The organism is Neisseria sp. P0014.S009, from assembly GCF_051958155.1.
GTDB classification, from domain to species: domain Bacteria; phylum Pseudomonadota; class Gammaproteobacteria; order Burkholderiales; family Neisseriaceae; genus Neisseria; species Neisseria flavescens_C.
In genome coordinates, this window is sequence record NZ_JBQCVS010000062.1 from 1 (window position 1) to 387 (window position 387).

Here is a 387-nt window from a genome sequence, read left to right on the forward strand (position 1 = left end):
CCTTCCTATATCTACGCATTTCACCGCTACACAGGAAATTCCACCACCCTCTACCGTACTCTAGCTATGCAGTTTTGGATGCAGTTCCCAGGTTGAGCCCGGGGATTTCACATCCAACTTACATAACCACCTACGCGCGCTTTACGCCCAGTAATTCCGATTAACGCTTGCACCCTCTGTATTACCGCGGCTGCTGGCACAGAGTTAGCCGGTGCTTTTTCTTTGGGTTAGGTCAAGACCAAAGGGTATTAACCCTTGGCTTTTCATCCCCACTAAAAGTGCTTTACAACCCGCAGGCCTTCTTCACACACGCGGCGTCGCTGGATCAGGGTTGCCCCCATTGTCCAATATTCCCCACTGCTGCCCCCCGTAGGCTGTCTCTTATAC

General features: G+C 51.9%; 1 rRNA gene. It reads right to left on the reverse strand.

Annotated features, from left to right (window positions below):
* Positions 1 to 387, reverse strand: a 16S ribosomal RNA gene (locus ACTHS4_RS11665); the annotation flags it as partial.